The sequence below is a fragment of the Neobacillus muris genome (genome assembly GCF_943193175.1).
Lineage (GTDB): Bacteria > Bacillota > Bacilli > Bacillales > Cytobacillaceae > Neobacillus > Neobacillus muris.
On the sequence record NZ_CALPDF010000047.1, the window covers coordinates 25,937 to 34,229 of the forward strand.

General features: G+C 42.6%; 7 protein-coding genes. All 7 read left to right on the top strand.

The genetic code is table 11. From position 1 onward, the window contains the following. Positions 1–122 precede the first annotated feature (122 nt). The 7 genes from hrcA (at position 123) to mtaB (ending at position 8,200) form a co-directional block, all read left to right on the top strand. Positions 123–1,154, top strand: coding sequence for a heat-inducible transcriptional repressor HrcA (hrcA, locus tag NFS43_RS21055; protein WP_251554790.1), 1,032 nt, complete (start codon positions 123–125; stop codon positions 1,152–1,154). Between the two features lie 100 nt (positions 1,155–1,254). Continuing rightward, positions 1,255–1,869, top strand: coding sequence for a nucleotide exchange factor GrpE (gene grpE, locus NFS43_RS21060; protein ID WP_277613990.1), 615 nt, complete (start codon positions 1,255–1,257; stop codon positions 1,867–1,869). Positions 1,870–1,899: 30 nt separating this feature from the next. After that, entirely contained in the window at positions 1,900–3,735 is a 1,836-nt protein-coding gene (dnaK, locus tag NFS43_RS21065; protein ID WP_251554791.1) for a molecular chaperone DnaK, read from the top strand. Between the two features lie 147 nt (positions 3,736–3,882). After that, the gene (dnaJ, locus tag NFS43_RS21070; protein ID WP_251554792.1) at positions 3,883–5,022 is read left to right on the top strand and encodes a molecular chaperone DnaJ; all 1,140 of its coding nucleotides are present in this window, start codon (positions 3,883–3,885) and stop codon (positions 5,020–5,022) included. An 18-nt stretch (positions 5,023–5,040) separates the two neighbouring features. Beyond that, positions 5,041–5,982: a 50S ribosomal protein L11 methyltransferase gene (gene prmA, locus NFS43_RS21075; RefSeq protein WP_251554793.1), complete on the top strand. Its 942-nt coding sequence runs from the start codon at positions 5,041–5,043 to the stop codon at positions 5,980–5,982. Positions 5,983–6,088: 106 nt separating this feature from the next. Continuing rightward, positions 6,089–6,838 (top strand): 16S rRNA (uracil(1498)-N(3))-methyltransferase, encoded by a 750-nt coding sequence (locus tag NFS43_RS21080; protein WP_251554794.1) that lies wholly within the window; start codon positions 6,089–6,091, stop codon positions 6,836–6,838. A 6-nt stretch (positions 6,839–6,844) separates the two neighbouring features. Further along, the gene (mtaB, locus tag NFS43_RS21085) at positions 6,845–8,200 is read left to right on the top strand and encodes a tRNA (N(6)-L-threonylcarbamoyladenosine(37)-C(2))-methylthiotransferase MtaB (protein WP_251554796.1); all 1,356 of its coding nucleotides are present in this window, start codon (positions 6,845–6,847) and stop codon (positions 8,198–8,200) included. The last annotated feature ends 93 nt before the right edge of the window (positions 8,201–8,293 follow it).

Genomic DNA, 8,293 nt, shown 5'->3' on the forward strand with positions numbered 1-8,293 from the left:
TTCAATGTTGTGGCGATACTGGTTTTCTCAGGCTTTTATGATTGACAGCATCCCCCCTTTTTGATAATTTATTAATATAATTAGCACTCGATGACAATGAGTGCTAACAGAGGTGATGAATGTTGTTAACAGATCGGCAATTATTAATCCTTCAAGTAATAGTGGATGACTTTATTCGATCTGCACAACCTGTCGGCTCTAGAAGTTTGTCGAAAAAGGAGGAAATATCCTTAAGTTCGGCAACGATTCGCAACGAAATGGCTGACTTGGAAGAACTGGGCTTTATTGAGAAAACCCACACTTCTTCAGGGCGTGTGCCATCCGAGAAAGGTTACCGTTATTACGTTGACCATTTGCTTTCGCCTCAGGCTTTGGACCAGCATGATATAAAAATTGTTCGTTCGATATTTGCAGAGAAAATTTTTGAATTTGAAAAGATCATTCAAAGATCGGCCAAAATTTTATCAGAATTAACCAACTACACGTCTATTGTTCTGGGACCGGCAGTCAGTGTGAATAAATTAAAAAGAATTCAAATTGTTCCGTTAAACAAAGAGACAGCTGTGGCCATCTTGATTACGGATTCAGGCCATGTTGAAAACAGAACCTTTACACTTCCGGCATCGATTGATTCCAGTGATTTGGAAAGAATGGTTAACATTTTGAATGAACGATTAAATGGAGTTCCGCTGGATGAACTGCATGACAAAATATATAAAGAAGTGGCTTCACTTCTTAAGCAGCATATTAATAATTATGATGGGATTCTTCATTCCATTGCGGATACCGTTAAAATTCCGAACACAGAGAAGCTGTTTTTTGCCGGGAAGACGAATATGTTAAGCCAGCCAGAATTCCATGATATTGCTAAAGTCAGAAACCTGTTAACAATCATTGATCATGAAGAATGGATTACAGATATGATTCGGAGCAATTCAGCTGGCATAAATGTAAAAATTGGCAGTGAAATTCAAAACAGTATCATGGAAAACTGCAGTTTAATTACAGCGACATATTCTGCAGGCTCGGAAACATTAGGGACAATTGCCATTTTGGGACCGACAAGAATGGAATATTCCCGGGTGATTGGATTGCTTCAGCTGTTAAGCAGAGATTTGAGCTCAGTTTTAACAAAACTGTATCAATATAAGTAGCACTGGCAATATTGAGTATGGGTGAAATCCCTGGTTTCACCCCTCTTGCTATTTTAATATGTTATAAATGGAAATCTAATCTTTGAGGGAGGTGAGTAAATTGACGGAAGAAAATAAGACTGTCAGCACTGAAGAGGAACTGCAAAATAACACCAGTGAGTCTATAGAAGACCAAGTGGTTGAAACAAACGCAGATGAAAGAAATTCAGCAGAACCCGCTGAAGAAACGAACGAAACCGTTGAACTAAACCCAATCCAGGAATTGCAGGAGCAAATCCAAGCACTGAACAAAAAGTTAGAAGAAGCAGATAATCGTTATTTGCGCCTTCAAGCAGATTTTGATAATTTCCGCCGCCGCACACGGTTAGACCAGGAAGCGAGCGAAAAATATAGAGCACAAAAACTAGTGGCTGATTTACTGCCAGTAATGGATAACTTCGAAAGAGCCTTGCAAGTCGAAACTGACAACGAGCAGGCAAAATCGTTGCTGCAAGGAATGGAAATGGTTTACCGAAGCCTCGCAGATGCACTGAAAAAAGAAGGTGTGGAACCGATTGAAACGGTAGGGAAAGAATTTAATCCCCATCAGCATCAGGCGGTTATGCAAGGCGAGGATCCTAACTATGGTTCTAATATCGTTATTGAAGAATTTCAAAAGGGCTATCTATTAAAGGATCGTGTCATTCGTCCTGCGATGGTGAAAGTAAATCAATAGTTTACATAATGTTTTAAGGAGGAAAAGTCAATGAGTAAGATAATTGGTATTGACCTAGGAACCACAAACTCATGTGTAGCTGTACTTGAAGGCGGCGAACCTAAGGTTATCCCTAATCCAGAAGGAAACCGGACAACTCCCTCTGTAGTTGCCTTTAAAAATGGCGAACGTCAAGTTGGGGAAGTGGCTAAACGCCAAGCGATCACGAACCCAAATACAATCATTTCAATCAAGCGTCATATGGGTACAAATCATAAAGAGGAAATTGAAGGAAAACAATATACCCCTCAGGAAATTTCTGCTATTATCCTTCAGTATTTAAAATCCTATGCTGAGGATTATCTGGGCGAGCCCGTAACTAAAGCAGTTATTACTGTACCGGCTTACTTTAATGATGCAGAACGTCAAGCAACGAAAGACGCAGGCAAAATTGCCGGCCTTGAAGTGGAACGTATTATCAATGAGCCAACTGCTGCAGCATTGGCCTACGGTTTAGACAAAACAGACCAAGACCAAACGATCCTAGTTTATGACCTTGGCGGCGGTACATTTGACGTATCCATCCTTGAACTGGGTGACGGCGTGTTTGAAGTTAAAGCAACAGCCGGAGATAATCGTCTCGGTGGAGATGATTTTGACCAAGTCATCATCGATTATTTAGTAGAACAATTTAAAAAAGAAAATGGCATTGACCTTGCCCAAGACAAAATGGCATTGCAGCGCTTAAAAGATGCAGCTGAAAAAGCGAAGAAAGATCTTTCTGGGGTAACATCCACTCAAATATCTTTACCGTTTATCACTGCAGGTCCTGCTGGCCCGCTTCATTTAGATGTTACGATGACAAGAGCAAAATTTGATGAATTAACTGCCCACCTTGTTGAACGGACAATGGGTCCTGTTCGCCAAGCATTAAGTGATGCTGGTTTAACGGCATCCGAAATTGATAAAGTGATTCTTGTTGGCGGATCAACTCGTATTCCAGCCGTTCAAGATGCCATTAAAAAGGCAACTGGTCAAGAGCCGCACCGTGGTGTGAACCCAGATGAAGTAGTGGCAATGGGTGCAGCGATTCAAGGCGGCGTGATCACAGGAGATGTTAAGGATGTTGTCCTTCTTGACGTTACCCCTCTATCGCTTGGAATTGAAACAATGGGCGGTGTATTTACGAAGTTAATTGAACGTAATACAACGATTCCTACATCTAAATCTCAGATTTTCTCAACGGCTGCGGATAACCAAACAGCTGTTGATATTCATGTTCTTCAAGGGGAGCGCCCAATGGCAGCCGACAATAAAACACTGGGCCGTTTCCAATTGTCCGATATTCCGCCGGCACCGCGGGGAATCCCTCAAATCGAAGTAACCTTCGATATTGATAAAAACGGGATCGTCAATGTTCGGGCAAAAGATTTAGGAACAAATAAAGAGCAGCAAATTACGATTAAGTCTTCAACCGGCTTATCTGATGAAGAAATTCAAAAAATGGTAAGAGAAGCAGAAGAAAATGCGGATGCTGATAAAAAGCGCAAAGAAGAAGCCGAGCTTCGCAATGAGGCAGATCAGCTAGTATTTACGACTGAAAAAACTTTAAAAGACCTCGAAGGCAAAGTGGATGCGGCTGAAGTAGCGAAAGCAAACGATGCGAAAGACGTATTGAAAAAAGCAATCGAGAGCAATGATCTTGACGAAATGCGCACTAAAAAGGATGCATTGCAAGAAATTGTTCAGGCTTTAACAGTTAAGCTTTATGAGCAAGCCGCTCAAGCACAGCAGGCTCAATCAGGTGAGCAAGGTGCAGAAGGTTCTGCTAAAAAAGATGACGACGTCATTGATGCAGAATTCGAAGAAGTCAAGGATGATAAATAAACATTCCATCTAACATATCTACTGGAAAAGGTCAAAGTCAAACACACAAGGCTTTGGCTTTTTCTGTGAATGGAATAGTTTTTATTGCGTTCAGCTTCTTTGGGGTGTTAAAATAATTTTTATGTGACAGATTCGGGAGTGGTAATCATGAGTAAACGGGATTACTATGAGGTGCTGGAAGTCAGCAAGGGCGCCTCTAAGGATGAAATAAAAAAGGCATATCGCAAGCTGTCAAAAAAATATCACCCAGATATCAATAAAGAACCAGATGCGGCCGAAAAATTCAAGGAAATTACTGAAGCATATGAAGTGTTAAGTGATGACCAAAAAAGGGCGCATTATGACCAGTTTGGGCATACCGATCCAAATCAAGGATTCGGCGGTTTTGGCGGCGGCGGTGACTTTGGCGGCTTTGGCGGTTTTGAGGATATTTTCAACACATTCTTTGGCGGCGGTGGCGGCGGCTCACGGAGAAGAGATCCAAATGCGCCGAGACAAGGTGCAGACTTACAATATAATATGACGATCTCCTTTGAGGAAGCAGCCTTTGGAAAAGAAGCAGAAATCGAAATACCGCGTGAGGAAACATGCGGCACCTGCCATGGTTCTGGGGCAAAACCTGGAACGAAGCCTGAGACATGCAAACATTGTCAAGGGACTGGACAAGTAAGCGTTGAGCAGAATACTCCATTCGGAAGAATTGTGAATCGGAGAACTTGTCACCATTGTAACGGTACCGGAAAAGAAATTAAACAAAAATGTTCGACTTGCGGCGGTGCCGGCAGAGTGAAAAAACGCAATAAAATTCAAGTGAAAATCCCAGCAGGTATTGATGATGGCCAGCAGCTGAGAATGTCTGGAAAAGGCGAGGCTGGAATTAATGGCGGTCCTGCAGGAGATCTTTACATTGTGTTCCATGTCCGTCCGCATGAATTCTTTCAAAGAGTGGATGATGACATTTATTGTGAAACACCAATCACCTTTGTCCAAGCAGCATTGGGGGATGAGATTGAAGTTCCAACGCTCCATGGAAAGGTGAAACTGAAAATCCCTGCTGGTACCCAAACGGGCAAAAAATTCCGTTTGAAAGAAAAAGGGGTGCCGAATGTCCGAGGATTTGGCGTTGGCGACCAATACGTGACGGTTCAAATTGTCACACCGACCAAGCTTTCAGAAAAGCAAAAGCAGCTGTTAAAAGAATTTGCTGAGCTAAGCGGTTCTGCTCCGATGGGCGAACATGAGGAAACTCTTTTTTCTAAATTTAAACGTGCCTTTAAAGGCGAGTAAGGATTGGAGTTGGCAGAAATGAAGTGGTCGGAAATTAGTATCCACACAACAAACGAAGCGATCGAACCTATTTCTAATATCTTGCACGAGGCTGGAGCGAGCGGGGTTGTGATTGAAGATCCATTTGAATTGACCAAGGAAAGGGAAGATCAATTCGGAGAAATCTACCAACTCAATCCAGATGACTATCCGGAAGAGGGCGTTATCGTTAAAGCCTATTTGCCTGTTAACAGTTTTTTAGGTGAAACAGTTGAAGCCATTAAGGAATCGATTAATAACTTAATTCTTTATAACATTGATATTGGATTGAATAAAGTAACGATAAGTGAAGTCCATGAAGAAGAGTGGGCTACCGCTTGGAAAAAATATTATCATCCTGTAAAAATCTCGGAGCGATTCACGATTGTGCCTACTTGGGAGATTTATGAACCTGTCAGCAGTGATGAACTTATTATTGAATTGGACCCAGGCATGGCATTCGGAACGGGTACCCATCCTACCACTGTGCTGTGTATCCAGGCACTGGAACGGACGGTCCAGCCTGGTGACAGGGTCATTGATGTGGGAACTGGTTCAGGCGTATTGAGCATTGCTGCAGCCATGCTGGGAGCGGCCGATGTCCGGGCATTCGACCTTGATGAAGTAGCTGTCACACAGGCAAGATTAAATATAAAGCTCAATAAAGTCCATGACAAAATCACCATTGGACAAAACAATCTTCTGGATGGGGTCGAGGAAAATTCGGCTGATTTGATCGTGGCCAATATTTTAGCAGAGGTCATAACCAGATTTACCGATGATGCTGCGCGCGTGCTCAAATCGGGAGGTAGCTTTATTGCATCTGGGATTATCCAGCAAAAAAAGGATCAGGTGAAACAGGCGTTAATGGATTCAGGGTTTGAAATCATTGAAACGAATTCCATGGAAGACTGGGTTGCATTAATGGCTAAAAAGGTATAATCTGATGAGAAAGGGGAAATCCCCCTTTTTTTACGTTGATAATCTTTAAAAGCTTCAGTTTCTTAAGCAAATATAGAGTAAAATGTTTTTAGAGAGGGTGCATCGTGTGCAACGCTACTTTGTTAATCACAGGGCAAGCGACCAGCATTTCTATATCGAGGGAGAAGACCGGCATCATATCGTTAAAGTGATGCGGATGGAAATTGGTGATCAAGTCATCTGTGTAGATCCTGAGGGGAATCAGGCTGTTTGCCGGCTTGCAGAAATTACCGATGAAAGAGTCGTTGCAGACGTTGTACAATGGAACGAAGAGAATGCCGAGCTTCCAATCAGAGTGGCTATTGCCAGCGGGCTTCCAAAAGGGGACAAGCTGGAATGGATTATCCAAAAAGGCACCGAGATGGGCGCGCATGTATTTATGCCATTCGCGGCGGCACGGTCCGTTGTTAAATGGGATGAAAAAAAAGCAGGCAAAAAACTGGAGCGTTGGCAAAAGATTGCAAAAGAAGCGGCTGAACAATCTCACCGCAGCATAGTGCCTGATGTTGTCCATCCTATGGATTTTCGTGATTTGCTTGCGAGAAGTACCGAATTTCAATATAAATTAGCCGCCTTTGAGGATGAAAGCAGAAATGGTGAGGTCTCTGTTTTTTCATCAACCTTAAAACAATTGAAGCAAGGTGATTCGCTTCTGATCGTTTTTGGTCCTGAAGGCGGTTTGGCGGAACAAGAAGTCCGCGCTTTAAAGGAAAACGGATTTAAGCTTTGCGGCTTGGGTCCGCGCATTTTAAGAACGGAAACTGCTCCGCTATATTCTCTTGCTGCAGTTTCCTATCATTTTGAATTATTGAGGTGAACATTTATGCCAACAGTTGCGTTTCATACACTAGGCTGCAAAGTAAACCACTATGAAACTGAGGCCATCTGGCAATTATTTAAACAGGAGGGCTATGAAAGGACAGATTTTGAAGCCACTTCTGATGTATATGTAATTAATACTTGTACGGTCACGAATACTGGTGATAAAAAAAGCCGCCAGGTCATTCGCCGTGCGGTTCGGAAAAATCCTGATGCTGTGATTTGTGTGACGGGATGCTATGCCCAAACCTCTCCTGCAGAAATTATGGCGATTCCTGGCGTGGACATTGTCGTCGGCACACAGGACCGCGTCAAAATGCTCACCTATATCGAGCAATATAAGCAGGAACGCCAGCCGATTAATGGTGTGGGCAATATTATGAAGAACCGTGTCTATGAAGAATTAGACGTTCCTTCCTTTACAGATAGAACCCGTGCTTCCTTAAAAATCCAGGAAGGCTGCAATAACTTCTGCACATTTTGCATTATTCCATGGGCACGCGGATTAATGAGATCACGTGATCCACAGGAAGTTATCCGCCAGGCACAACAGCTGGTTGATGCAGGCTACAAGGAAATCGTTTTAACAGGTATCCATACTGGCGGCTACGGAGAGGACATGAAAGATTACAATCTAGCGATGCTGCTTCGCGATTTAGAAGCACAGGTAAAAGGGATTGAGCGTCTAAGAATCTCTTCGATTGAGGCCAGCCAAATTAGCGATGAAGTGATTGAGGTCATTAAAAACTCGAATATTGTGGTCCGCCATCTTCATATACCAATCCAATCAGGTTCTAACACAGTTTTAAAACGGATGCGCCGTAAATATAATATGGAGTTCTTTGCAGAGCGCTTGGAGCGTTTGAAAGAAGCACTTCCTGGTCTTGCTGTTACATCTGATGTGATTGTTGGGTTCCCTGGAGAAACAGAAGAAGAATTTATGGAAACCTATAATTTTATTAAAGAACATAAGTTCTCTGAGCTTCATGTTTTCCCATATTCGAAGCGTACCGGCACACCAGCAGCCAGGATGGAAGACCAAGTTGATGAAGAAGTGAAGAATGAACGGGTACACCGTTTAATCACGCTGTCGGATCAGCTTGCAAAAGAATATGCTTCCCAATTTGAAGGTGAAGTGCTAGAAGTGATTCCTGAGGAAAAATTCCGTGAGAATCCTAACTCTGGCTTAATTGAAGGGTATACTGACAACTACCTGAGAGTGGTGTTTGAAGGATCGGAAGACTTGATTGGCAAGCTGGTTAAGGTGAAAATTACAAAAGCTGGCTATCCATTTAATGAGGGACAATTTGTTCGTGTGATCGAGCATTCCTCTATAGATAAAGAACAAGCTGCTGTTTAAAAAGGACCTTGAGGGGTCCTCAGATTGTCGAGAAAGGGTATTTTTCTCGGCAATTTTTTATTATCACAGAATCTAAATACCAAATTTATTGAT

What these genes read in the sequence shown, in the direction of transcription:
- mtaB (WP_251554796.1), top strand. Translation starts at nt 6,845, where the DNA reads ATGCCAACAGTTGCGTTTCATACACTAGGCTGCAAAGTAAACCACTAT.
- prmA (WP_251554793.1), top strand. Translation starts at nt 5,041, where the DNA reads ATGAAGTGGTCGGAAATTAGTATCCACACAACAAACGAAGCGATCGAA.
- dnaK (WP_251554791.1), top strand. Translation starts at nt 1,900, where the DNA reads ATGAGTAAGATAATTGGTATTGACCTAGGAACCACAAACTCATGTGTA.
- dnaJ (WP_251554792.1), top strand. Translation starts at nt 3,883, where the DNA reads ATGAGTAAACGGGATTACTATGAGGTGCTGGAAGTCAGCAAGGGCGCC.